Genomic DNA, 22,889 nt, shown 5'->3' on the forward strand with positions numbered 1-22,889 from the left:
CGTGTTCCGGCACCCGCGCGAGGTCACCGCCTTCAACGCGGGCCGCTACGCCTGGGTGAAGAAGCGCATGGAGCGCCTCGACGTTGTGCCGGGCGATGGGACCACCACGGTCTACAGCCTTGGCACGCTCTACGGCGCGTGGCCGGACGGGGCAGCCTTCGAGGGCAACCGCTACGTCGACCGCTTCACCGTGCGGGACGGGCTGATCGTCTCCATGGAGGTCTGGAACGACAGCGCCGAGCGCCTGCTCGACCGGCAGGGCGCGGCGGCCTGACGCCTCAGCCCTCGACGTAAGGAGCGAGCAGGCGGATCAGGTCGCGCTCGCGCCGGGGCTCGGAGACGATGCGGGCCCGCTCGGCCACGGCGTCGAGATGGTGGTCCATCAGGGCGACCGCCCGCTCGGCGTCGCCCGCGACGAGCGCCGCCACGATCTCCCGGTGCTCGCTCACCGCGCAGTCGGAGGAGTGCGGCCGGCTGTAGAGCGAGAGGATCAGGGCGCAGCGGTAGCCGAGCTCGGCCACGTAGCGGGTGAGCACCGGGCTGCCCGTCATCTCGGCGAGCAGGAGGTGAAACTCGGTGGCGAGCCGGATCGAGCCGGCCTCCGGGCCGCCGCTCGCCCGCGCCTCGCCCGCGATATGCGCCTCCAGGGCCGCCCGCTGCGCCTCGCCGAGCCGGCCCGCGAGCCGCCGGACGACGAGGCGCTCCAGGCTGATGCGCACGTCGAAGGTGTCGCGCGCCTCCTCCCAGCTCGGGCTCGCCACGACCGCGATGCGGTTGCGGCGCAGCTCCACCAGGCCCTCGCCCGCGAGCTGGCCGAGCGCCTGACGCGCGATGGTGCGGCTGACGCCGAAGCGCTCGCCGAGCGCGTCCTCCGGCAGGCGGTCGCCGGGCGCCAGCGCCCGCTCGACGATGGCCCGGCGCAGGGAGCGGCAGATCGCGCCGACGCGATCGCTCCCGGCCTTCCCCGCCTCACGCATCGCCTGACTCATCGCGCTCGGGATTTCCGCGGCACGGGACGCTCCACGCTGGGCCGGTCGGCGTTGGGTTCGGATACGGGATCGGATGCATGGACGGTGCCGGGATCGGCTCCCCCGATCCCGGGCGGCTTCATCGCCCGGGCGGCGGGAACGGCCGCGCCCGGCCCATACGACGACCGCCGCCGCGGGACCAGCCGCGGCCGGCTGCGTGGAGCAAGACCGTCAGCGGACGACCGTCAGCAGACCACCGCCTGCCCGTCGCGCCGCGGGTCGCTTGCCGCGACGTAGCCGTCCTCGCTCGGATCGCCCATGCGCCAGATGAACTGGCCGGCGCCGAAATCCTGGTAGCTGTCGTTGATCACCTCGACCTGGTGGCCGCGCTCGCTGAGCGCCCGCACCGTCTCGGCCGGCATCGTGGACTCGGTGTTGATGCTGAGCCCCTCGTTGACCCGCCAGCGCGGCGCGTCGCAGGCGGCTTGCGGGTTCTGGTGGTGGTCGAGCATCCGCACCAGCGTCTGCACATGGCCCTGCGGCTGCATGTTGCCGCCCATCACGCCGAAGCTCATCACGGGGGCGCCGTCCTTCGTCAGGAAGCCCGGGATGATGGTGTGGAAGGGGCGCTTGCCCGGCGCCACCACGTTCGGGCTGCCTGCATCGAGGTGGAAGCCGTGGCCGCGGTTCTGCAGGGAGAGGCCCCATTCGGGCACCACCACCCCTGAGCCGAAGCCCATGAAGTTCGACTGGATGAAGCTCACCATCATGCCCGACGAATCGGCGGTGGTGAGGTAGATCGTGCCGCCGGAGGCCGGGTTGCCGGGCCCGAAATCCTGCGCGCGCGCCCGGTCGATGAGCCGGCCCCGCGCCTTCAGGTAGGCCGGGTCCAGCATCGCCTCGGGCGTCACCGTCATGCCCGAGGGGTCGGCGACGTAGCGGTAGGTGTCGGCGAAGGCGAGCTTCATCGCCTCGATCTGCAGGTGCTGGCTCTCGGGCCCGTCGGGCGGCAGGCTCGCGAGATCGAAGTCCTCGAGGATGCCGAGCGCGATCTGCGCGGCGATGCCCTGCCCGTTCGGCGGGATCTCGTGGAGGGTGTAGCCGCGATAATCCTTGCCGGTGGGCGTGACCCATTCGGGGCGGAAGGCGGCCAGATCCGCCACCGTCATGGCGCCCCCGTGCGCGGCCGCGTGGCGCGCCATCGCCTGCGCGATCTCGCCCTCGTAGAAGGCCCGTCCCTTCGTCTCGGCGACGGCCCGCAGCGTGCGGGCGATGCCCGGCAGGCGCACCCGCTCGCCGACCTCCGGGGCGCGGCCGTGCGGCAGGAAGACCTCGGCGAAGCCGGGCTGGCCGGCGAGGTCGGCGACGCGTGCGGCCGCCGCCCATTTCTGCTGCACCACGATCGGCGCCAGATAGCCGCGCTCGGCGATCTCGATCGCCGGCTCCATCAGGTCGCCGAAGGGCAGGCGGCCGAAGCGCTCGTGGAGCGCCACCCAGGCCGCGACCGCGCCCGGCACCGTCACCGAATCCCAGCCGCGCATCGGCGGGCGGGCCGCCTCCCCGTACTTGCGGCGGAAGTAGGCGGGCGTCCAGGCGGCCGGCGCGCCGCCCGAGGCGTTGAGCCCGTGGAGCTGCTCCCCGTCCCACAGGATGCAGAAGGCGTCCGAGCCGAGGCCGTTGCTGCAGGGCTCGGTGATCGTCTTGGCGGCGGCGGCCGCGATCGCCGCGTCGACCGCGTTGCCGCCGCGCCAGATCATCTTGAGCCCGGCCTGGGCGGCCAGCGCGTGCGAGGTCGCCACCACGTTGCGGCCGAAGATCGGCATGCGCAGCGACGGGTAGCCCTGGTTCCAGACGAACGGCTTCATGACGGGTCCTGGGTTGCGGCCCCGCGCGGCGTCGCGGAGCGGTCGGGCGATTCCGGGTCCGAAGCCCTGTTGCGCCGATCGGTCCGGCCGCACAAGTTGTGCCGCCCTGGCATGGAAGCTGCTTGGAACACCGTGTGCCACAGGGTCGCCCAGCGCGGCCTTGACGCGCCGGCCGCCAGGCCGGACCCTCCCGGCACGACCTGCACGCCCAACGGGATGATCGGGACAACCAGATGTTGCGTCTTGCCGCCGCCTGCCTCGCATCCGGGCTCGCGCTCACACCGCTGCTCACCCGGCCCCTCGCCGCCCAGACATCGGGACCGACCCTGCGCTACGGCATGATGGAGGATCCCGACGCCCTCGACCCGACGCTCGCCCGCACCTTCGCGAGCCGCATGGTCTTCGCCGCGCTCTGCGACAAGCTCGTCGATATCGGCCCCGACCTGAAGCCGGTGCCCCAGCTCGCCACCAAGTGGGAGCTCTCGGCGGACGAGAAGACCCTCACCATGACGCTCCGCCCGGGGGTGAGATTCCACGACGGCGAGCCCGTGAACGCGGCGGCGGCCAAGTTCTCGATCGAGCGCCACCTGAAGCTGCCGGGCTCCCAGCGCCGCGGCGAGATCGCCCCGATCGACTCCGTCGACGTGGTCGACGACCTGACCTTCCGGATCAACCTGAAGCAGCCCTTCGCGCCCTTGATGGCCCAGTTCACCGACCGCGCCGGCATGCTGGTCTCGCCGAAGGCCGCCGAGCGGCTCGGCGACAAGTTCGCGAGCGGGCCCGTCTGCGCCGGCCCGTTCAAATTCGTCGAGCGGGTGCCGCAGGACCGCATCGTGGTCGAGCGCTTTCCCGATTACTGGAACAAGGACCAGATCCACATCCAGCGGATCGAGTTCCGGCCGATCCCCGACACCACGGTGCGGCTGACCAACCTGCGCGCCGGCCAGCTCGACTTGCTCGAACGCCTCGCCCCGACCGACGCGCCGCAGGTGGCGCGCGATGCCAAGCTCAAGCTCGCCTCGACCTACGAGCTCGGCTTCCAGTCCGTCCTGTTCAACACGGCCAAGGCCGGATCCCCGATCGCGGACCCGCGCGTGCGCGCCGCCTTCGAGCTCGCCATCGACCGCGCGGCGATCAGCCAGGTGGTGTTCAACGGCGAGTTCCTGCCCGGCAACCAGTGGGTCTCGCCGAAGCACCCGGACTACGTGAAGGATCACCCGATCCCGAAGCGCGACGTGGCCAAGGCCAAGGCGCTGCTCGCCGAGGCGGGCCAGCCCAAGCCCCAGATCACCCTGATGGTCTACGCCAACAGCGAGGCCCCGCAGGTCGGCCAGGTGATCCAGGCGATGACCCGCGAGGCGGGATTCGACGTGAAGCTCCAGGCCACCGACTTCACCACCGCCCTCGATCTCGCCGACAAGGGCAATTACGAGGCCTACCTCTACAACTGGAGCGGCCGGCCGGACCCGGACGGCAACACCTTCAGCTTCCTCTCCTGCAAGGCGCCCCTGAACTACCCGCGCTACTGCAGCGAGGGCGCCGACGCCGCGCTCCAGGCCGAGCGCGGCTCGGTCGATCCGGAGAAGCGCAAGGCCGCCTGGAAGGCGCTCGCCGACAAGGTCCTCACCGACCGGCCGGGCGTCTACCTGATGCACCGCAAGCTGCTCTGGGCCTACAGCCCGAAGCTCACCGGCTTCGTGCCCTATCCGGACGGGCTCGCCCGCTTCACCGGGCTGACGCTGAACTGATGCTGCGCTTCATCGCCCACCGCCTCGCGCTCGCCGTCCCGACCCTCGTCCTCGCCTCGATGATCATCTTCGCTCTGCAGCAATTGCTGCCGGGCGACGTCGCGACCGCGCTCACGGGCGAGGAGCGCGATCCCGAGGTCGTGGCCTTCATCCGGCAGAAGTACCATCTCGATGAGCCCCTGCCGGTGCGCTACGCCTACTGGGCGTCCGGCGTGCTCCAGGGCGATCTCGGCGAGTCGGTGCGCCTGCAGAAGCCGGTCTCCGAGTTGGTGCTGGAGAAGCTGCCGGTCACCCTCGAACTCGCCTGCCTCGCCATGCTGGTGGCGCTGGTGATCGGGGTGCCGATGGGCATCCTCTCGGCGGTGAAGCGCGGCACCTGGATGGACGCCGCCGCCAACGGCGTCGCGCTCTGGGGCCTGTCGGTGCCGAACTTCTGGCTCGGCATCCTCCTCATCCTGCTGTTCTCGGTCCATCTCGGCTGGCTGCCGGCCTCGGGCTACGTGCCGCCGGGCGAGAATCTCGTCGAGAATCTCAGATCCATGGCGATGCCGGCCTTCGTGCTCGGCAACGCCATCGCGGCGGTGATGATGCGCCACACCCGCGCGGCGATGCTGGGCGTGCTCGGCTCCGACTACGTGCGCACCGCCCGGGCCAAGGGCGTCTCGCCCCTGCGGCTGGTGCTGCGCCACGCGCTGCCCAACGCCGCGATCCCGATCATCACGCTCGGCGCCCTGGAATTCGGGCAGCTGCTCTCGGGGGCGGTGCTCACCGAGCAGGTCTTCTCCGTGCCGGGCTTCGGCAAGCTGATGGTGGACGCCGTGTTCAACCGGGATTTCGCCACCGTGCAGGGCGTCGTGATCTGCACCGCCGCCACCTACATCGCCCTCAACCTCGCCGCGGACGTGCTCTCGGCCGTGGTCAACCCGAAGCTGCGCCGGGCATGAGTACCGGCACCCCTCTCGCCGAGGCCCCCGGCCTCGCCGCGCCCGCGGGCCAGCCCGCGCTCGTGCGCGAGCCCGGCTCCCTCGCTTCCTTCTGGCGGCGCCTGCGCGCGCGGCCGAGCGCCGTGCTCGGCCTCGCCATCGTGGTCCTGCTCGTGGGCGTGGCGGCGTTCGCCGACATCGTCGCCCCCTACGACCCGACCGCCACCGACTGGGGCGCGGTGCGGGCCGCGCCGAGCCTCGCCCACCCGTTCGGCGGCGACGAGGTCGGTCGGGACGTGCTCTCGCGCATCATCCACGGGGCGCGCGCCTCCCTCGGGGCGGGCCTCGTCTCGGTCGGGCTCGCCGTCGCCCTCGGGCTGCCGATCGGGCTTCTGGCGGGCTACGCGGGCGGCTGGATCGACGCCCTGATCATGCGGCTCACCGACGCGCTGCTCGCGATCCCCTTCCTGATCCTGGCGATCGCGCTGGCCGCCTTCCTGGGCCCGAGCCTCACCAACGCCATGCTGGCGATCGGGCTCTCGGCCACCTCGACCTTCGTGCGCCTGACCCGCGCCCAGGTGCGGGCGGTGGCAGCCGAGGAGTTCGTGGAGGCGGCCCGCTCCGTCGGCAACCCGCCCTGGCGGATCGCCCTGGTGCACATCCTGCCCAACATCGTGCCGGCGATCCTCGTCCAGGCGACGCTGACCATCGCGGCGGCGATCATCGCCGAGGCCAGCCTCTCCTTCCTGGGCCTCGGCCAGCAGCCGCCCGAGCCCTCCTGGGGGGCCATGCTCACCGTCGCCAAGAACTTCATGGACCAGGCGCCCTGGATGGCGATCTGGCCGGGCCTGTCGATCTTCCTCGCGGTGCTGGCCTTCAACCTGCTGGGCGACGGCCTGCGCGACGCCCTCGACCCGAGGCAGCGGACATGAGCGCGGACATGAGCACGGATATCGCCGAGGCTCCGGGCGCCCCCCTCCTCGACGTGCGGGACCTGCGCGTGGTCTTCGACGCGGAGGGCGGCGCGGTCCACGCCGTCAACGGCGTCTCCTACACGCTCCGCGAGGGCGAGACGCTCGGCATCGTCGGCGAGTCGGGCTCCGGCAAGAGCGTGCACGTTCTCGCCATGCTGGGGCTGATCCCGCGCCCGCCGGGCCGGATCGCGGGCGGGCAGGTGCTGTTCGAGGGCGAGGACCTGCTCGCCCTGCCCGAGCGGCGCCTGCGCCGGATCCGCGGCGGCCGGATCGGCTTCGTCTTCCAGGACCCGATGAGCTCGCTCAATCCCGGCATGACGGTGGCCCAGCAGATCGTCGAGCCCCTGCGCATCCATCTGGGCCTCTCCGCCCGCGCGGCGCGCGCCAGGGCGCGCGAGCTCCTCGACCTCGTGCGCATCCCGAACGCCGCGGCCCGCCTCGACCAGTACCCGCACGAGTTCTCCGGCGGCCAGCGCCAGCGCGTGATGATCGCGATCGGCCTCGCCTGCCGGCCGAAGCTCCTGATCGCCGACGAGGCGACCACGGCGCTCGACGTGACGGTGCAGGCCGAGATCGTCGCGCTCGTCCAGGAGCTGAAGCGCGAGCTCGGCATGGCGATCATCTGGATCACCCACGATCTCGGCGTGGTGGCGGGCATCAGCGACACCGTGCAGGTGATGTATGCCGGCCGCATCCTGGAGCGCGGCCCGGTGGACGCCATCTTCGCCGACCCGCGCAACGCCTACACGCTGGGGCTTCTGCGCTCCTTGCCGGACCTCGGCCGCGGCCGGGCGGGACGGCAGCGCCTGCACCAGATCGAGGGCAGCCCGCCCGACATGCGCCACCCGCCGCCGGGCGATCCCTTCGCGCCCCGCAACGCCTACGCGACGCCCCGCTGCCGCGCCGAGATGCCGCCCCTCGCCCAGGCGCCCGGCGCCGCGCCGGGCCACCTCGTGGCCGCCTGGTACGACCTGCCGGCGCTCATCGCCGGCGAGCGGCCGGGTGCGCGAGAGGGGCTACGCCCATGCTGATGAGCACCGCCCCCGCTCCGGCGGCCCCGATCCTCTCGGTCCGCAACCTCTCGAAGCACTACCCCCTGCGCGCGTGGTGGGGCGGAAAGGCCTCCGTCTTCCGCGCCGTCGAGGATGTCAGCTTCGAGATCCGCCCCGGCGAGACCCTCGGGCTCGTCGGCGAGTCGGGGTCCGGCAAGTCGACCATCGGCCGGGCCGTGACCATGCTGAACCCGCCGACCTCCGGCACGGTCGCCTTCGAGGGCACGGATCTGGCGGGGCTCGGCGCCCGCGAGATGCGCCGGATGCGCGCGCGCATCCAGACCGTGTTCCAGGATCCCTACGCCGCCCTGAACCCGCGCATGAGCGCGGGCGACTACGTCGCGGAGGTCTTCCGGCTGCACCGGCCGGCGATGGGGCGGGGGGAGCGCCGCGCGGCGGTGGCCGGCCTGTTCGAGCGTGTCGGGCTCGATCCGCGCTTCATGGGCCGCTACCCGCACCAGTTCTCGGGCGGCCAGCGCCAGCGCATCTGCATCGCCCGGGCAATCGCCCTGAAGCCCAGCTTCATCGTGGCCGACGAGCCGATCGCGGCGCTCGACGTCTCGATCCAGGCGCAGGTGGTCAACCTGCTGCAGGACCTGCAGGAGGAGCTCGGCCTCTCCTACCTGTTCATCTCCCACGACCTGCGCATGGTGCGCTACCTCTGCCACCGGGTCGCGGTGCTCTGGCGCGGGCGCATCGTGGAACTCGCCGACAGCGACCAGCTCTACGAGGACCCGCGCCACCCCTACACCCGGCGCCTGCTCTCCGCCGTCCCCCTGCCCGATCCGGTCGCCGAGCGGGCCCGCCTCGCGGTCGCCGGGGCGGAGTCCTTCGGCGAGGGGCGGCCCGGCGACCTCGTCGCCGTCGCGCCCGGCCACTGGGTCGCGGACGGCTGAGGCTCGGGCGGGGCCAGGATCAGGCGGACGTGCTCCCGAATGCCTGCCGCAGGGCCTCTGCATCGTAGGGCTTCTTGATCACCGGCACGGTGCCGAGATCGGGCGGGATCCGGAAGCTCTCGCCGTAGCCGGTCGCGAAGGCGTAGGGGATGCCGAGCTCGGTGAGCCTGCGGGCGACGGCCACGCTGGTCTCGCTGCCGAGGTTCACGTCGAGGAGCGCCCGGTCGGGGGGCGCGGCCTCGATCAGCCGGAGCGCTTCGCGGACCGAGGCGGCCATGTCGACCGCGCCGGCGCCGAGCGCGGTGAGCACCTCCTCGGCCTCCAGCGCGATGATCATGTTGTCCTCGACGACCAGCACCGTGCCCTCGAGCCGCAGGGGCGTGGCGGGCTTGGGGGCGACCGGCCGCTCCGGGCGCGGGGGCGCGGCGCGCACGAAGGCCGGCGGCACCGTGAAGCGCGCCCGCAGGCCGGTGAGCTCGTAGCGCACCTCCGCCTCGCCCTTGAGCTCGTACGGGATGGAGCGCTCGATCAGCGCGGTGCCGAAGCCGCGCCGCGTCGGGGTCTGGACCGCCGGGCCGCCGCTCTCGCACCAGTGCAGGACGAGGTGGTCGAGGGCGTCCCGCTCCCAGGACACCGCGACGAGGCCGGCGCTGTCGCGCAGCGCACCGTACTTGGCCGAGTTGGTCATGAGCTCGTGCACGACGAGCGCCAGCGTCGTGAAGGCCTGCGGCTCCAGCAGCACGTCGGTGCCGGAGAGCCGCACCCGGTCGGCCCGGGCGCCGAGATACGCGCCGGCTTCCAGCTGGATGAGGTCGCGGAGCGAGCCCGGGCCCCAGTTGCCGCTGGTGACCTGATCGTGCGCGCGGGCGAGCGCCTGGATGCGGGAGCCCACAACCTCGATGAAGGCCTCGGCGCTCTCCGCGTGGGCGCGGCTCTGGGTGATCACGCCGCGGATCAGGTTGAGGATGTTGCGGACCCGGTGGTTCAGCTCGGCGATGAGGAGTTCCTGCCGCTCCTGCGACTCCCGGCGCACGCGCTCGGCCGAGTCGGTCAGCCGCAGGATCACCTCCAGGAGGGTGACGCGCAGGGCCTCGGCGGTGCGGATCTCGACCTCGGACCAGGGCAGCGAGCGCCCCCGCACCACCTCGCGCCAGGCCTCGAAGCTCTTGCGCGGGGTGAGCCGCACGCCGTTCGGCCCGGGAATCGCGGGCTTCTCCGGGTTGCCGGCCCAGGTCACTGCGCGCGCCACCTCGGAGCGGAAGAAGACGAGGAAGTCGCGCGGGGTGCGCGAGACCGGCACGGCGAGCATGCCGGCCGCCCGCTCGGTGAAGTCGCGGCCCGGCTCGTGGAAGCGGCCGATCTCGTCGGTGGCGTAGGCACGGCTCGCCGCGGTGCGGTTCAGGAAGCGCACGAGGCCGGTGAACTCCTCCCGCGTCGGCGTGGCGCCCTGCAGAGTGATCGTGCCGTTCACCCAGAGGCCGAGCCCGTCACAAGGTACGATGCCGGAGAGCTCGTCGGCGAAGTCGGCCAGGCCCTCGAGGCTCGTACCGCCCGACGCCATGGCGCTCATCAGGCGCGTGTGGATCTCGCGCGAGCGCGCCTCCTGGGCGGCCACGACCTCGCGCTCGCGGCTCTCCAGGATCCAGGAGAACATCTGCCCGAACAGCTCGGCGGCGGTGCGCCGCTCCAGGGAGATGTGGCGCGGCTCGGTGTGGTGGCAGGCGAACAGGCCCCAGAGCCGGCCGTTGCGCAGGATCGAGACCGAGAGCGAGGCGGAGACGCCCATGTTGCGCAGGTATTCGAGGTGGATGGGCGAGACCGTGCGCAGGGTCGAGAGCGAGAGGTCGAGGGGCTCGCCCGCGGGGTCGCGCGCCGGCAGGACGGCGCTGCCTGCCGCGTTCACGTCGGCGATGATGCGCAGCCAGTTGCGCTCGTAGAGCGCGCGCGCCTGCTTCGGGATGTCGGAGGCCGGGTAGTGCAGGCCGAGATAGCGGTCGAGGCCCGAGCGCACGGCCTCGGCGATGACCTCGCCCGAATCGTCGGGCGAGAAGCGGTAGACCATCACCCGGTCGAAGCCCGTGAGCGCGCGCATCTGGCGGGCGGCCTCGCGGCAGAGCGGGTCGAAATCGACCGTCTGCTGCAGCCGGGTGACCATGTTGCGCACGAGGTTGCCCGCGTTGAGGTGCTCGGGCGCGCTGGGCTCGGCCTCGATCACGATGGCGCTGCCCGAGAGGTGCAGCGCCACGTCGAAGGGCGGCCGATCGGGGAGGAGGCGCACGGCGAAGACGCGGTCCACGGCGTCGGGGCCGCGCAGGGTCTGCAGGTGGCCGCGCAGCAGGTGGATGGCCTCGCCGTCGAGGACGGCGTCGAGGGGCAGGCCGAGCAGGTCCGCGACGGGACGCCCCAGCCAGTCCGGCGCGTTGGCGCTGGCGCGGGTGACGATCCAGTCGGGCGAGACGGCCAGCAGGAAGCCGAAGGCCTGGACCGCGCCCAGGATATGGATCGGCTCGCGGTCGCACGAGGTCAGGTCGATGGCGGGATGCGTGCGCATGCTCTGATTAAGCGCGGACCCGCGCCGGTTCCTAGTGGCCGCATCGCCGCGCGCGGGGACGCGTGCCCGCGCGCGGGCGGGACCGTGTGAGGGCCCTGCCGGACGGCCGGGTCCGGAGCACGAGCCGGGGCGGTCGAGGCGATGTCGAGGCGGTGCGGGCCGCGAGGCCCGCTCAGATCTTCCGCACGGCGCCCTTGGCGGCGCTGGTGGTGAGCGCCGCGTAGGCCCGGAGCGCGGTGCTGACCTTGCGCTTGCGGGGTGCCGCCGGCTGCCAGCCCCGGGCCTCCTGCGCGGCCCGCCGCCGCTCCAGCTCGGCCGGATCGACCGCGAGGTGGATGCGCCGGTTCGGGATGTCGATCTCGATCGGATCGCCCTGCTCGACGAGGCCGATCAGGCCGCCCTCGGCGGCTTCCGGCGAGACGTGGCCGATCGACAGGCCCGAGGAGCCGCCCGAGAAGCGCCCGTCGGTGACCAGCGCGCAGGCTTTGCCGAGGCCCTTCGATTTCAGGTAGCTCGTGGGATAGAGCATCTCCTGCATGCCGGGGCCGCCGCGCGGGCCCTCGTAGCGGATCAGCACCACCTCGCCGGCCTTGACCCGGCCGTTGAGGATGCCGTCGACCGCCGCGTCCTGGCTCTCGAAGACATGGGCGGTGCCGGTGAAGCTGAGGATCGAGGCGTCGACGCCCGCCGTCTTCACGATGCAGCCGTCCTCCGCGAGGTTGCCGAACAGCACAGCCAAGCCGCCGTCGCGCGAGTAGGCGTGCGCGGCGTCGCGGATCACGCCCCCTTCGCGGTCCGTGTCGAGTTCGTCCCAGCGCGCCGCCTGGCTGAAGGCGACCTGGGTCGGCACGCCGCCGGGCGCCGCGCGGTAGAAGTCGTGGACCGCGGGGCTCGCGCTCTGCCGCACGTCCCAGCGCGCCAGGGCCTCGCCCAGCGTGCCTGCCGCGACGTTGCCGGCGCGGGTGTCGATCAGCCCCGCCCGGTCGAGCTCGCCCAGGATGCCCATGATGCCGCCGGCCCGGTGGACGTCCTCCATGTGGACGTTGGCCACCGCCGGGGCGACCTTGCAGAGCACCGGCACGCGCCGGGACAGCCGGTCGATGTCGGCCATCGTGAAGGGCACCTCGCCCTCGTGGGCGGCGGCCAAGAGGTGCAGCACCGTGTTGGTCGAGCCGCCCATGGCGATGTCGAGGGTCATCGCATTCTCGAAGGCGGAAAAACTCGCGATCGCGCGGGGCAGCACGCTGGCATCGTCCTGCTCGTAGTAGCGGCGGGCAAGGTCCACCACGAGGTGGCCGGCCTCGACGAAGAGGCGCTTGCGGTCGGCATGCGTCGCCAGCACCGAGCCGTTGCCGGGCAGCGCCAGCCCCAGGGCCTCGGTGAGGCAGTTCATGGAATTGGCCGTGAACATGCCCGAGCACGAGCCGCAGGTCGGGCAGGCCGAGCGCTCGATCGTCGCCACGTCCGCGTCCGAGACCCGGTCGTCGGCCGCCGCCACCATGGCGTCCACGAGGTCGAACTTCCGGGTGATGCCGTTCATCACGACCTTGCCGGCCTCCATCGGGCCGCCGGAGACGAACACGCACGGGATGTTGAGGCGCAAAGCCGCCATCAGCATGCCGGGGGTGATCTTGTCGCAGTTCGAGATGCACACCATCGCGTCGGCGCAGTGCGCGTTGACCATGTACTCGACCGCGTCGGCGATCAGCTCGCGGGAGGGGAGCGAGTAGAGCATGCCGTCGTGGCCCATCGCGATGCCGTCATCGACCGCGATGGTGTTGAACTCCTTGGCGACGCCGCCCGCCTGCTCGATCTCGCGCGCGACGAGCTGGCCCAGATCCTTCAGGTGGACGTGGCCCGGCACGAACTGCGTGAAGGAGTTCACCACCGCGATGATCGGCTTGCCGAAATCGGAATCCTTCATGCCGGTGGCGCGCCAGAGGCCGCGGGCGCCGGCCATGTTGCGGCCGTGGGTGGTGGTGCGGGAGCGGTAGGCGGGCATCGGCGTCTCTTGGAGGAATTCCGGGCCTTCTCCGGCTTCGGGCGGCCCGGTTCAAGCGTCTTCGGATCGGTGCGGCCATGCAGCGTGGCCGGGCCTCGTCCGTTTCGGCCGATCGGACCCGCGCGTCCTCCCTCCCCCGCAGAGGGGGGAGGGAGAGCCCGGGAGGGAGGGCGCCCTGCACGTCACTCCGCGGCCGAGAGCGGCCCGGTGGCGGCGAACTGGGCGGCGTGGAGGCGGCGGTAGTAGCCGCCGCGGGCGAGCAGAGCCTCGTGGCGCCCCTCCTCGACGATGCCGCCCTCGGTCACCACCACGATGCGGTCGGCGTGCCGGACGGTCGCGAGGCGGTGGGCGATGACGAGGCTGGTGCGCCCCGCCGACAGCTCGGTGAGCGCCGCCTGGATCTCCCGCTCGGTCTCGGTGTCGAGCGCCGAGGTCGCCTCGTCGAGGATCAGGATCGGCGGGTTCTTCAGGAAGACCCGGGCGATCGCCATGCGCTGCTTCTGGCCGCCCGACAGCTTCACCCCGCGCTCGCCCACCACCGTGTCGAGCCCCTCGGGGAGCCCGGCGATCAGCGTGTCGAGCCGCGCGCGGCGGGCCGCCTCCAGGATCTCGGCCTCGCTGGCATCGAGCCGCCCGTACGCGATGTTCTCCCGGATCGTGCCGGCGAACAGGAACACGTCCTGCTGCACGATGCCGATCTGGCCGCGCAGCGAGGCGAGCGTCAGGTCGCGGATGTCGTGCCCGTCGATCGTGATGCGGCCGGCCTCGACCTCGTAGAAGCGCGGGATCAGCGAGCAGAGCGTGGTCTTGCCCGCACCCGACGGGCCGACGAGCGCCACGGTCTCGCCGGCCTCCACCACGAGGTTCAGGCCCCGCAGCACCGGCCGGTCCGGGCTGTAGCCGAAGGCGACGTCCTCGAACCGGATCGCGCCGGCGAGCGGCCCGACAGCCACCGCCCCCGGCCGGTCGGCGATGTCGGGCTCCGTGCCGAGCAGCGCCATGTAGCGCCGGAAGCCCGCGATGCCCTTCGGGTAGGTCTCGACCACCGCGCCGATCTTCTCCAGCGGCCGGTAGAACACGCCGACGAGCAGCAGGAAGCCGATGAACCCGCCCGCCGAGAGATCGCCGCGCACCACGAAGGCGGCGCCCCCTAACAGCACCACGATCTGGACGAGGCGCATGCCGAGGTAGTTGATCGACAGGCTCGCCGCCATGATGCGGTAGGCTTCGAGCTTGGTGGCGCGGTAGCGCGCGTTGTCCGCCGCGAAGAGCATGCGCTCGTGCGCCTCGTTGGCAAACGCCCGCACCACGCGCACGCCGCCGACATTCTCCTCGATGCGCGCGTTGAAGGCGCCGACGCGCCCGTACTGGGCCTGCCAGTTGCGGGTCATGCGTCCGCCGTAGCGCAGCGTCACGAAGGCGATCACCGGAAGGATCGCGGCCGTCATCAGGGCGAGCGGCGGGTGGACCCAGAACATCAACCCGAAGGCGCCGAACAGCGTCATCACGGCGATGAACAGGTCTTCCGGCCCGTGATGCGCGACCTCGCCGATCTCCTCCAGGTCCTTCGTCACGCGGGCCACCAGATGGCCGGTCTTCTGCCCGTCGTAGAAGCGGAAGGAGAGCTTCTGCAGGTGGTCGAAGGCGCGCGCCCGCATCGTGGTCTCGATGTTGATGCCGAGCACGTGGCCCCAGTAGGTCACCACCACCATCAGGCCGGCATTGGCGACGTAGAGCGCCGCCAGACCCGCGGCCGCCAGCACGATCAGGCTCCAGTCCTGCTGCGGCAGCAGCCGGTCGACGAAGAGCTTCACGGCGATCGGAAAGCCGAGCTCGAGCAGGCCGGAGAGCACGGCGCAGCCGAAATCGACCAGGAACAGGGTCCGGTGGGGCCGGTAATAGGCGAGGAAGGCCTTCAGCATCGGGAACTCGCGAGGACGCGCGGACGCGGCGGCCCCCCTGATAGGCAAGGACGGCCCGGCTGCCCAGCGCTCCTGCCGCCGCGCCTCCCCTCAACCCTGCGACCTCAGTCCTGCGCCTTCAGCCCGTAGCTCCGGAATTTCTCGACGTTGCGGGCGATCTCGTCGTCCGGCAGCACCACCGGCGTGCCGACCTGCAGCGCCACCGCGTATTGCCGACAGAGGGTCTCCAACTCCACCGCGAGCCAGAGCGCCTTCTCGAGGTCCGGCCCGGTGGCGATCATGCCGTGGTTGGCGAGCAGGCAGCAGGTCCGGTCCTCCAGGGCCGCCAGCGCGTGGGCGGAGAGTTCCTCCGTGCCGAAGGTGGCGTAGGGCGCGCAACGCACCGTCGGACCGCCCGCTGCCGCGATCATGTAGTGCACCGCCGGGATCTCCCTCCGGCACATGGCGAAGGCCGTGCAGTAGACGGGATGGGCATGCACCACCGCGTTCACCTCGGGCCGGCGCGCCAGGATGTCCCGGTGGAAGCGCCATTCCGAGGAGGGCTTGAGGGGGTGCTCGAAGCTGCCGTCGAGGCGCATGAACACGATGTCGTCCGGGCTCATCCGGGCGTAGGGCAGGCCCGAGGGCGTGATCAGCAGCCCGTCTTCCCAGCGCAGGGCGATGTTGCCCGAGGTGCCCTGGGTGAGCCCGAGCGCGTCGAGGCTGCGGGCGGCCTCCACGATCGATTGCCGGACCCGGAAGGCGTCGTGGCGCGCCATGCGCGTTCCCCGCGAGACGAGAAGACCGGGCGCCGCGCGGGCGCCGGCTTCCGTCTAGCCCAGGGGCGCCGCCGCGCGCTACCCGCGGCACGCTGCGCAGCGATCCCCATGAGAGCCGGCCGCCGCCGCACGAAACCTTCGACATTTGGCATTCCAAATGCCAATATGCGCAGCCCGCAGATGCTGTCGTTGTGGGCACCCGGCCGGGGCGGCTTTGAGTTGCCCGCGCTTTCGGCTAGGTCTTGAGGCACGCAGCGGCGCGGCAGCGGGCAAAATCTGGATTCGGGATGTCCAATAGCGACCAGTTCAGCATCAAGCCGATCGTCGCGAGTTCAAGCCTGCGCACGTTGGCTTACGAGGCGCTGAAATCCGCCATCACGAACATGGACCTGTACGGGCGCCCCGACGAGGTGCGGCTCGACGAGCGCAAGCTCTCGCAGGACCTCGGCGTCAGCCGCACGCCGGTGCGCGAGGCGCTGACCGTGCTGGAGCAGGAGGGCTTCGTGCGCTCCGAGGCGCGCCGCGGCATCTTCGTGATCAAGAAGACCAAGGCCGAGATCGTCGGCATGATCCACGCCTGGGCGGCGCTGGAGAGCATGGCGGCCCGCCTCGCCTGCCAGCGGGCGAGCGACGCGCAACTGCAATCCCTGCGCACCGAGTTCCCGGAATTCTACGAGGGCCGCCCCGCCGAGCACCTCGACGAGTACTCGGACGCCAACATCCGTTTCCATCAGAAGATCATCTCGCTGGGCCAGTGCGAGGCGATCGCGAGCCTGTCGAGCAATTTGCTGATGCACGTCCGCGGCATCCGCAATACGGCGCTCCGCCAGGGCGAGCGGGCCGAGAGCTCGATCCGGGAGCACGTGGCGATCATCAAGGCGCTGGAGGCCCGCGAGGCCGAACTCGCCGAGCGGCTGGTGCGCGAGCACGGCCTGGGCCTCGCCCGGCACGTGGATACCTACGGCCATTATCTCGACTGATCCGGCGGCCGTCCGCCCGAGCGTCGATCCCCCGCACGCGCGATCCGGCTTGCGTCGCACGGTCTGAGCGCCGCCGATGCAGGCCGGCTCGCGCCGTCTTCGCTGCAGCGCGGCGCGCTGGCCCGAGCGCGGCGCCGTGTCATGCGTCCTGCGCGCCTCGCCTCGGCCTGGGGCCGGCTTTTTCCTAACCCATGGCAAGGATCTTGGATAATCCATGCATGCCGAGCATGTTTGGCATGCCAACTTTGGCATACCAGCGTGCAGTGCGGCATGCGATTACGGCGCCGCAACATCGCCGCTCACGCCAGCCTCTGGTCCGACCCCATGTTCCTCGCCCTGCCCTTCATCCTCGCCGCTCTCGCCGTGCTGGTCGTCGGCGTCCAGATTCTGCTGGTCGTCAAGGTGGCCGACCTGTTCGAGGCGCCCCGGAACGACCGTCGCGACGTGCGCAACGTCCATGCCCGCTACCCGGCCACCCCGGCCGGCCGCTACGCCTGACGCCGCCGAATCGCGCGAAACGCCCGTCACGGCGGGCGAATTGCTGTCCCTGCGTGGTCCGCGCAAGGTTTCGCTCACCATTTTGGTGGTAGGGTCAACAAATCGTTGATCCACGCGACCCGAGGGCGCTGACGTGGCACTGGGCGCCCAGATCCCGGACGAAGGTTTCGTCCTCCTCCTGTCGGATCGCCCAGCCGAGCGCCGGGCTCTGGCGCGGGCGATCGGCCTCGTCGCCGCCTGCAGGGCCGCGGAAACCGGTGACGGCTTGCCGCCGGGCCGGCCGCGCCTCGCGGTGCTCGACCTCGACGCGCCTGCCCTCGCCGCCGCCGAGGCCGTCCTCGACCGGGCCGTGCCCCGTCTCGTCCTCGCGCGCCGGCCCCACGACGGCGCCGGGCCTTCTTCGACCGTCTCTCCCCCCACCGCCCAGGTCCTGCCGGCCGACGCGCCGCGCGAGACCGTGCTGGCCGGCATCTTCGCGATGCTGGAGCGTGCCGCGCAGGCGGAGCGGGCGCGCGCCCGGACGCTCCTCGCCCGCAGTGGCGCCGCGACCGCGCTCGTGGCCGAGTTGTTCGACAGCGCGGCGCTCGGCGCGCGGATCGAGCGCGCCGAGATCGAGCGCGGCACCGGGATCGTGGTCGATGCCGTCGCCGAGGTCGGCATCCGCGACTGGCTGCACACGGTCTGGCGGCACGATGCGGGCGTCTACCAGCACACGCTGAGCGTGGCGGGCTTCGCGGCCGCCTTCGGTGCGGTGTTGGGCTTGGGGGACGCCGACCATCGCCGCTTCGCCCGCGCGGCGCTGCTGCACGACATCGGCAAGTCGCGCATCCCCGCCGAGATCCTGAACAAGCCCGGCCGCCTCACCCCCGAGGAGTGGCGCCTGATGCAGCGCCACCCCGCGATCGGCGCCGATCTCCTGGCCGAGCAGGGCGGAACCGAGCCCGCGGTGATCGCGGCCGTGCGCCACCACCACGAGCGCCTGGACGGGACCGGATACCCCGATGGGCTCGCCGGCGCGGCGATCTCGGACCTCACCCGCCTCGTGGCGATCTGCGACGTGTACTCGGCGCTGACCGAGCGGCGCGCCTACCGCACCCCGATCGAGCCCCTGGCGGCTCTGGCCCAGATGGCGGGCGAGCGCGGCCATCTCGACCCGGCGCTGCTCGCCGCCTTCCGCCCCGTGGCGCTCGCCCACGCAGGGTAGTCCTGGGATTTCCAATGGATCCCCAAGGGATCCTTAAGGGTGTCACACCCTTGGGCAGGGTCCGGGGGCGCAGTGCCGAGATTGCCCTCGGGACCCGGCAGAGCCGGGTCCCGAGGGCAAGTGCAGGGCTCTGCCCTGCACCCGCCAAAGGTCTCGACCTTTGGAATCCATGACCGCCCGTGGCTCCCGTGCCACACCGGCCGGCGATCCGCCGGGCGGGCGCGCCGCCGCCCCGGTTTCGCCGCAGGCGCCGCGGAGGCAGGCCGACCCATCCGCGAGCCCAGACCGCCCCCGTGCCGATCCGACCCTTCGCCCGCCTCGCCGCGCTCGCCCTGCCGCTGGCTCTGGCCGCCTGCGGCACCTCGGCGATCCTGCCGGAGGTCTCCGCCCCGACGCTGCCGGTCATCCTCGACGAGACGGCGGCCGCCGCCGCGATCTCGCGCTACCGCGCCCAGCACGGGCTCGGGCCGGTGGTGGTGGATTCCGGGCTGACGCGGGCCGCCGCCTTCCAGGCCGGCAACAACGCCCGGGCGGGCCGGCTCAGCCACGATCTGGGCGGCACCTTCACCTCGCGCATGGCCTCGGCGGGCCTCGCCCGCTCCCACGCCGCCGAGAACCTGAGCGCCGGCTCCGAGACCTTCGATCAGGTGCTCGCCCGCTGGAAGGCCTCGCCCCAGCACAACGCCAACATGCTGATCCCGCAGCTCCGCCGCATCGGCATCGCCCGGGTCGACGCGCCCGAGACGCGCTACCGCCGCTACTGGGCGCTGGTGATGGCGGGCAACTGAGGCGCTGGACCCCTACTCCACCCGGTTCGGCTCCACCACGTTGCCGGTGCCGTTGTCGCCGTCGTCGGCGCTGCTGCCGAACGGGTAGCCGCGGTCCTCGCCGCAGTAGAGCCGCCAGCCGCCGCGGGAATTGACCACGATCGGCGCCGATCCGAACAGCCCCCGCCCCCGGAAGACGTTGTCCGTCACCACGTTGTCGGAGGGCGTCTGGTGGCGCACCGTGCCGCCCTCCCCGCAATTCCGGTAGAGCCGCACGCCCCCCTGCCCCCGCAGCGCGAAGCGGTTGCCCGTGATCCGGTTGCGCGCCGAGCCGTCGACCGCCACCAACTCGCGCCCGGTCTCGGTCGCGATGTCGTTGTCCGTGATGCGGTTCTCGGCGCTCTCGGCATCGAGATAGAGCGCGGTCGAGCGCGAGCGGCCGTCGAGCCGCGAGCCCTGCAGAATCACCCGGGTCACGCCGGGGCCGAGATAGAGCGGGATGTGCCCGAGCGCCGTGATCGTCGTGCCGAGGATCGCGACCTCGGTCGGCGCCGCCGCCTGCGCCCGCTCGGTATGGCCGGGCTCGCGCGACGAGTCGCGGACCGCTGCGCCCTGCCCGTTCACCCCCATGCCCCAGATCCGGACGTGACCGAGGATCCGGCAATCGCGCACCGTGATGCCCGACGGGCGCTCGAAGCCGCCGCCGGGCAGCGGGCGCGAGCGGATCGCCAGCGCGAAGGCATCGGGGGCGGGCGGCGGCTCGGCCTGCCCCAGCGTCGCGCCCGCGCAGTCGAGGGTGATCCCTGAGGCCGACCCGCCCTCCAGCACGATCCGCTTCGTCACGTGGATCTCGGGGCCGAGCCGCAGGCTGCAGGTGAGGGCCACGCTCTCCGCGCCCGGTGCCGCCGGGGCGAGGATCCGCGCGCGGGTCGCGGCGTCGCAGGGCGCGGCGGCGGTCCGGACGAGGGCCGGCGGCTCGGGGGGCGGCAGGGGCGGCGGGGCGAGGAACGGCATGGCGCCCCTCTGCCGCGCGAGACCGGCATTTTCGGGACGCCGTGGCCCGGAAGCGCGCCTATATCGGCTCGCGGCCGCTTCCGCCCGCGCTCGGTCGAGTTCCCGTGTTCAGTTCCTTCGAAGACATCCTGTTCCGCTGGCTCCAGCCCTCCGCCGCCCTGCGGGCCGACGTCTTGGCGGCGATCGGCACTGCCCTCGCCATCGCGGTGACGCTGCACGCGCTGCTCCGTAAGCGCCGGGTCAGCGTCGCGGTGGCCTGGGTCGGGCTCGCGTGGCTGTCGCCGATCTTCGGCTCGGTGCTCTACCTGATGTTCGGCATCAACCGGGTGACGCGCCGCGCCCGCAAGCTCGGCACCAAGCCCTCGGAAGCGCTCGAGGCGCCGAGTGCCGAGGACGCGACCGTGCCCCACACCCTCTGGCCCCTCGACCGGGCGGTGCGGCGCATCACCGGCCTGCCCGCGCTCGCCGGCAACCGGGTCGCGCTCTTTCGCAACGGCGACGAGGCCTACCCGGCGATGCTGGCGGCGATCGCGCAAGCCCGCACCTGCCTCGTGCTCACGAGCTACATTTTTCGCGATGACCCGACCGGCCGCCTCTTCTGCGCGGCGCTCGGTGAGGCGCGGGCGCGCGGCGTGCACGTGCGGGTGATCATCGACGGGATCGGCGGCGGGTACTTTCGGGCGAAGGCCTACCGGCGCCTGCACGCGGCCGGGGTGCCGGCGGGCCTGTTCATGCACTCGGCGCTGCCCTGGCGCATGCCCTTCCTGAACCTGCGCAACCACAAGAAGCTGCTGATCGCCGACGGGCGGATCGCCTTCACGGGCGGGGTCAACATCTCGCAGCCGAACCGCCTCGCCACGAGGCCCGACCACCCGATCCGCGACACGCATTTCCGGATCGAGGGCCCGGTGGTCGAGCAACTGATGGCAGCCTTCGCCAGCGACTGGGCCTTCGTGGACGGCGAGATCCTCGACGGGCCGCCGTGGTTCCCGGACCTCGCGCCCGCAGGCCCCACGGTCGCGCGCGCGGTGACCTCAGGGCCGGACGCCGACATCATGAAGATCGAGTCGGTGATCCTGCACGCGCTCAACGGCGCCCGTGAGCGCGTGGCGATCGTGACCCCGTACTTCCTGCCGGACGAGGTGGTGATGGCCGCCCTCGCGCTCGCGGCCGAGCGCGGCGTCGCGGTCGACGTGGTGATCCCGCGCCGCTCGGACCACGTCTTCGTCGACTGGGCGACGCGCGCCCACGTGATGCCGCTCCTCAGGAGCGGGGTGCGGATCTGGCTCGACGAGCCGCCCTTCGATCACTCGAAGGCGCTCACGATCGACGGGGCGTGGTGCTTCGTCGGCAGCGCCAACTGGGACATGCGCAGCTTCCGCCTGAACTTCGAGCTGAACGTCGAGCTCTACGACGTGCGGATGGCGGAGGAGATCGAGCGCTTCATCCGGGCGAAGATGGAGACGCGGCTGACGGAGGACGACCTGCGCGCCCGCCACCTGCCCGTACGCCTGCGCGACGCAGCCGTGCGACTGCTGCTGCCATACCTTTGACGATGCGCGGCGGCGCCTCGGGCGCCGGGCGCAGGTGAACCACGATCGGCCGGTGGTCCGACGGGCCCCGCGGCAGCACCGCGCGCTGCTCGCAGACGAGGCCGCGGGCGAGGCAGCGGTCGAGCCGCAGCGGCACCATCCGGCCCATGGCGTGGGTCGGGTTGCGGGGCCCGACATCGCGAAAGCCCGGCATCAGCGCGGGGCCGACGATGTTGTAGTCGCCGAGCACCGCGGCGCGCCCGGGCAGCGCCGTCATCACCCGACGGAGCTGGCGCCGGTTCAGCATCTGCCCGTGGGAGAGGTGGACGTTGGCCACGGTGAAATCGCCGAGATCCAGCACCTGCGAGACCCGGTGGAACATCGCGCCGGACGGCAGCGGCACCACCAGCGGCGGCCTGGCCCAGGGTCTGGGGGCCCACATGGCGAGCCCGTGGATGCGGTCGGGCAGCTGCGCCCAGGCATAGACCCCGCCGACCCGCTCGCGCAGCGCCGCGATGCCGCGGGTCGCCTCCTGCATCAGCAGCAGGTCGGGCTGCTCCTGCTCGATCAGCGCGACGAGGTCGGTGACCGCCGCGCCGGTGCGACGCAGGAGGTTCCAGCTCACGATCTTGTAGGTGGAAGCCTCCCGGTCGGCCCGCACGAGCGGGTCGCCGGCGACGGAGCCGAGGCCGAGCGGCCGATGGGGCGCGGGATCGAGCATGCCGGGTTCGAACTGGCCTCTTCGCGGACGGGGCGCGTGACAACGCGGCAAGGCCCCACCCGTTCGATGCCGGGCGCCTAGGCGTGAATCGCGGCCGAACAGTGGTGCGCGCGCGGTACGCTCCCTCTCCCCTCTGCGGGGGAGGGTGGGCCTGCCGTCCGGCCGGGGCGGGTGAACGCTTCAAGCTGGGGCACGGCCTTCATGCTGGGCGAGACCGTTCTGAGCCGTCGCTCCCCTCTCCCGCCTCACTGCGTCCGGCACTCTCCCCCGCAGAGGGAGTGAGACGCGGCGGACCTCGCACCGCATCTTAAGACAAAAGTCTTGACATATGAGAACATATCATGCACAGATCCGCCCACGCGCCGCCCCGGCGCCGCGGCGGGTCCTGCAACCCGTCGCGGTGCCGGGGCGGCGCGTGGGCGGATCTGTGCATGATATGTTCTCATATGTCAAGACTTTTGTCTTAAGATGCGGTGCGAGGTCCGCCGCGTCTCACTCCCTCTGCGGGGGAGAG

General features: G+C 72.2%; 18 protein-coding genes and 1 pseudogene. 11 read left to right on the top strand and 8 right to left on the bottom strand.

Going from position 1 to position 22,889, the window contains the following annotated elements; genetic code table 11:
* Positions 1-274, top strand: a pseudogene (locus tag MFF54_RS00005) (nuclear transport factor 2 family protein); the annotation flags it as partial.
* A gap of 4 nt (positions 275-278) precedes the next feature.
* On the opposite strand, the gene MFF54_RS00010 reads toward MFF54_RS00005, so the two are convergent.
* Positions 279-989, bottom strand: a complete 711-nt coding sequence (locus tag MFF54_RS00010; protein WP_370880127.1) for a GntR family transcriptional regulator — start codon at positions 987-989, stop codon at positions 279-281.
* Positions 990-1,213: 224 nt separating this feature from the next.
* A complete protein-coding gene (locus MFF54_RS00015) occupies positions 1,214-2,833 on the bottom strand; it encodes a gamma-glutamyltransferase family protein (protein ID WP_238300275.1) in 1,620 nt (539 codons plus the stop codon).
* Positions 2,834-3,066: 233 nt separating this feature from the next.
* Between MFF54_RS00015 and MFF54_RS00020 the strand changes: the two genes are divergently transcribed.
* From MFF54_RS00020 to MFF54_RS00040, 5 genes are read left to right on the top strand one after another with little or no spacing between them, the layout of a single operon-like run.
* Positions 3,067-4,581 carry an ABC transporter substrate-binding protein gene (locus MFF54_RS00020; RefSeq protein WP_238300277.1) on the top strand — a complete coding sequence of 505 codons (1,515 nt, stop codon included), beginning with the start codon at positions 3,067-3,069 and terminating at the stop codon, positions 4,579-4,581.
* Positions 4,581-5,525, top strand: coding sequence for an ABC transporter permease (locus tag MFF54_RS00025; protein ID WP_238300279.1), 945 nt, complete (start codon positions 4,581-4,583; stop codon positions 5,523-5,525). The genes MFF54_RS00020 and MFF54_RS00025 overlap by 1 nt, the downstream gene beginning before the upstream one ends.
* Complete coding sequence (locus MFF54_RS00030; RefSeq protein WP_238300280.1) at positions 5,522-6,436, top strand: ABC transporter permease; 915 nt, start codon at positions 5,522-5,524, stop codon at positions 6,434-6,436. The genes MFF54_RS00025 and MFF54_RS00030 overlap by 4 nt, the downstream gene beginning before the upstream one ends.
* A gap of 8 nt (positions 6,437-6,444) precedes the next feature.
* Positions 6,445-7,509 carry an ABC transporter ATP-binding protein gene (locus tag MFF54_RS00035; RefSeq protein WP_238300282.1) on the top strand — a complete coding sequence of 355 codons (1,065 nt, stop codon included), beginning with the start codon at positions 6,445-6,447 and terminating at the stop codon, positions 7,507-7,509.
* Positions 7,503-8,426 carry an ABC transporter ATP-binding protein gene (locus MFF54_RS00040; protein ID WP_238300284.1) on the top strand — a complete coding sequence of 308 codons (924 nt, stop codon included), beginning with the start codon at positions 7,503-7,505 and terminating at the stop codon, positions 8,424-8,426. Before MFF54_RS00035 ends, MFF54_RS00040 begins: the two co-directional genes overlap by 7 nt.
* Positions 8,427-8,445: 19 nt before the next feature.
* On the opposite strand, the gene MFF54_RS00045 is transcribed toward MFF54_RS00040, so the two are convergent.
* The 4 genes from MFF54_RS00045 to MFF54_RS00060 all read right to left on the bottom strand — a co-directional run bounded on the left by MFF54_RS00045 (position 8,446) and on the right by MFF54_RS00060 (position 15,659).
* The gene (locus MFF54_RS00045) at positions 8,446-10,977 is read right to left on the bottom strand and encodes an HWE histidine kinase domain-containing protein (protein WP_238300286.1); all 2,532 of its coding nucleotides are present in this window, start codon (positions 10,975-10,977) and stop codon (positions 8,446-8,448) included.
* A 172-nt stretch (positions 10,978-11,149) separates the two neighbouring features.
* Positions 11,150-12,979, bottom strand: a complete 1,830-nt coding sequence (gene ilvD / locus MFF54_RS00050; RefSeq protein ID WP_238300288.1) for a dihydroxy-acid dehydratase — start codon at positions 12,977-12,979, stop codon at positions 11,150-11,152.
* 182 nt (positions 12,980-13,161) lie between these two features.
* The gene (locus tag MFF54_RS00055; protein ID WP_238300290.1) at positions 13,162-14,901 is read right to left on the bottom strand and encodes an ABC transporter ATP-binding protein; all 1,740 of its coding nucleotides are present in this window, start codon (positions 14,899-14,901) and stop codon (positions 13,162-13,164) included.
* Between the two features lie 104 nt (positions 14,902-15,005).
* Positions 15,006-15,659 carry a class II aldolase/adducin family protein gene (locus MFF54_RS00060; protein ID WP_238300292.1) on the bottom strand — a complete coding sequence of 218 codons (654 nt, stop codon included), beginning with the start codon at positions 15,657-15,659 and terminating at the stop codon, positions 15,006-15,008.
* Between the two features lie 287 nt (positions 15,660-15,946).
* Here MFF54_RS00060 and MFF54_RS00065 point away from each other — a divergent pair, with 287 nt between their 5' ends.
* The 4 genes from MFF54_RS00065 to MFF54_RS00080 all read left to right on the top strand — a co-directional run bounded on the left by MFF54_RS00065 (position 15,947) and on the right by MFF54_RS00080 (position 19,129).
* The gene (locus tag MFF54_RS00065) at positions 15,947-16,639 is read left to right on the top strand and encodes a GntR family transcriptional regulator (RefSeq protein ID WP_238300294.1); all 693 of its coding nucleotides are present in this window, start codon (positions 15,947-15,949) and stop codon (positions 16,637-16,639) included.
* Between the two features lie 270 nt (positions 16,640-16,909).
* A complete protein-coding gene (locus MFF54_RS00070) occupies positions 16,910-17,137 on the top strand; it encodes a hypothetical protein (RefSeq protein WP_238300295.1) in 228 nt (75 codons plus the stop codon).
* 133 nt (positions 17,138-17,270) lie between these two features.
* Positions 17,271-18,341 (top strand): HD-GYP domain-containing protein, encoded by a 1,071-nt coding sequence (locus MFF54_RS00075; protein ID WP_238300297.1) that lies wholly within the window; start codon positions 17,271-17,273, stop codon positions 18,339-18,341.
* Positions 18,342-18,634: 293 nt separating this feature from the next.
* Positions 18,635-19,129: a CAP domain-containing protein gene (locus tag MFF54_RS00080; RefSeq protein ID WP_370880128.1), complete on the top strand. Its 495-nt coding sequence runs from the start codon at positions 18,635-18,637 to the stop codon at positions 19,127-19,129.
* A gap of 12 nt (positions 19,130-19,141) precedes the next feature.
* Here MFF54_RS00080 and MFF54_RS00085 read toward each other — a convergent pair whose 3' ends face one another.
* On the bottom strand, positions 19,142-20,122 hold the full coding sequence (locus tag MFF54_RS00085; RefSeq protein WP_238300300.1) for a right-handed parallel beta-helix repeat-containing protein: 981 nt from the start codon (positions 20,120-20,122) through the stop codon (positions 19,142-19,144).
* Between the two features lie 104 nt (positions 20,123-20,226).
* Here MFF54_RS00085 and MFF54_RS00090 point away from each other — a divergent pair, with 104 nt between their 5' ends.
* Positions 20,227-21,675, top strand: coding sequence for a phospholipase D-like domain-containing protein (locus MFF54_RS00090; protein ID WP_238300302.1), 1,449 nt, complete (start codon positions 20,227-20,229; stop codon positions 21,673-21,675).
* Here the strand turns inward: MFF54_RS00090 and MFF54_RS00095 are convergent.
* A complete protein-coding gene (locus MFF54_RS00095) occupies positions 21,566-22,375 on the bottom strand; it encodes an endonuclease/exonuclease/phosphatase family protein (RefSeq protein WP_238300304.1) in 810 nt (269 codons plus the stop codon). The two genes, MFF54_RS00090 and MFF54_RS00095, sit on opposite strands and share 110 nt — an antisense overlap.
* Positions 22,376-22,889: the final 514 nt, after the last annotated feature.

It is taken from the genome of Methylobacterium gregans, from assembly GCF_022179245.1.
GTDB classification, from domain to species: Bacteria; Pseudomonadota; Alphaproteobacteria; order Rhizobiales; family Beijerinckiaceae; genus Methylobacterium; species Methylobacterium gregans.

Bases quoted from the DNA above. Each gene is read 5' to 3' on its own strand.
- MFF54_RS00010 (WP_370880127.1), bottom strand. From the start codon at position 989: ATGAGTCAGGCGATGCGTGAGGCGGGGAAGGCCGGGAGCGATCGCGTC.
- MFF54_RS00015 (WP_238300275.1), bottom strand. From the start codon at position 2,833: ATGAAGCCGTTCGTCTGGAACCAGGGCTACCCGTCGCTGCGCATGCCG.
- MFF54_RS00020 (WP_238300277.1), top strand. From the start codon at position 3,067: ATGTTGCGTCTTGCCGCCGCCTGCCTCGCATCCGGGCTCGCGCTCACA.
- MFF54_RS00025 (WP_238300279.1), top strand. From the start codon at position 4,581: ATGCTGCGCTTCATCGCCCACCGCCTCGCGCTCGCCGTCCCGACCCTC.
- MFF54_RS00030 (WP_238300280.1), top strand. From the start codon at position 5,522: ATGAGTACCGGCACCCCTCTCGCCGAGGCCCCCGGCCTCGCCGCGCCC.
- MFF54_RS00035 (WP_238300282.1), top strand. From the start codon at position 6,445: ATGAGCACGGATATCGCCGAGGCTCCGGGCGCCCCCCTCCTCGACGTG.
- MFF54_RS00040 (WP_238300284.1), top strand. From the start codon at position 7,503: ATGCTGATGAGCACCGCCCCCGCTCCGGCGGCCCCGATCCTCTCGGTC.
- MFF54_RS00045 (WP_238300286.1), bottom strand. From the start codon at position 10,977: ATGCGCACGCATCCCGCCATCGACCTGACCTCGTGCGACCGCGAGCCG.
- ilvD (WP_238300288.1), bottom strand. From the start codon at position 12,979: ATGCCCGCCTACCGCTCCCGCACCACCACCCACGGCCGCAACATGGCC.
- MFF54_RS00055 (WP_238300290.1), bottom strand. From the start codon at position 14,901: ATGCTGAAGGCCTTCCTCGCCTATTACCGGCCCCACCGGACCCTGTTC.
- MFF54_RS00060 (WP_238300292.1), bottom strand. From the start codon at position 15,659: ATGGCGCGCCACGACGCCTTCCGGGTCCGGCAATCGATCGTGGAGGCC.
- MFF54_RS00065 (WP_238300294.1), top strand. From the start codon at position 15,947: ATGTCCAATAGCGACCAGTTCAGCATCAAGCCGATCGTCGCGAGTTCA.
- MFF54_RS00070 (WP_238300295.1), top strand. From the start codon at position 16,910: ATGCGATTACGGCGCCGCAACATCGCCGCTCACGCCAGCCTCTGGTCC.
- MFF54_RS00085 (WP_238300300.1), bottom strand. From the start codon at position 20,122: ATGCCGTTCCTCGCCCCGCCGCCCCTGCCGCCCCCCGAGCCGCCGGCC.
- MFF54_RS00095 (WP_238300304.1), bottom strand. From the start codon at position 22,375: ATGCTCGATCCCGCGCCCCATCGGCCGCTCGGCCTCGGCTCCGTCGCC.